The sequence below is a fragment of the Cryomorphaceae bacterium 1068 genome (assembly GCA_027214385.1).
Lineage (GTDB): Bacteria > Bacteroidota > Bacteroidia > Flavobacteriales_D > Cryomorphaceae > JAKVAV01.
Genome location: JAPVXR010000050.1, coordinates 1 through 460, shown reverse-complemented (window position 1 = coordinate 460; position 460 = coordinate 1). Strand labels below are relative to the sequence as shown.

At 48.9% G+C, this 460-nt stretch carries 1 protein-coding gene; it reads left to right on the top strand.

The features are described 5' to 3' along the window. On the top strand, window positions 1-460 hold a 460-nt coding region (locus tag O3Q51_18420; GenBank protein MCZ4410798.1), incomplete at both ends, for a hypothetical protein.

Genomic DNA, 460 nt, shown 5'->3' with positions numbered 1-460 from the left:
TCAAATTCTTTTGGTACGTGATGCTACTGGAAACGAAGCCACCTGCACAGCGCAAGTAACCGTGGAAGACAATATTGCCCCTGAGGCGCTTTGCGCAGGTAGCTTGGAAGTGCAATTGGATGCCTTCGGAAACGCTAATATCACGGCAAACGATATTGACGCGGGATCAAATGATGCTTGCGGAATTGCCAGTCTTTCCATTGATCAAACGAGTTTTGACTGCTCGACCATTGGTGACAACACTGTTACTTTAACCGTAACTGATGTGAATGGTAATGTGAGCGATTGCACAACTGTGGTCACTGTGCTGGACGGAGTTGCTCCAACAGCAGTGTGCCAAGATATTACCGTTCAGCTCGATGCCGATGGCGAAGCGACACTTTTACCGGCTGATATCGACGGCGGGTCTGCTGACAACTGTAGCGTGGAAAGTCTAAGTATTTTAGGCTCCCCTGCTGAT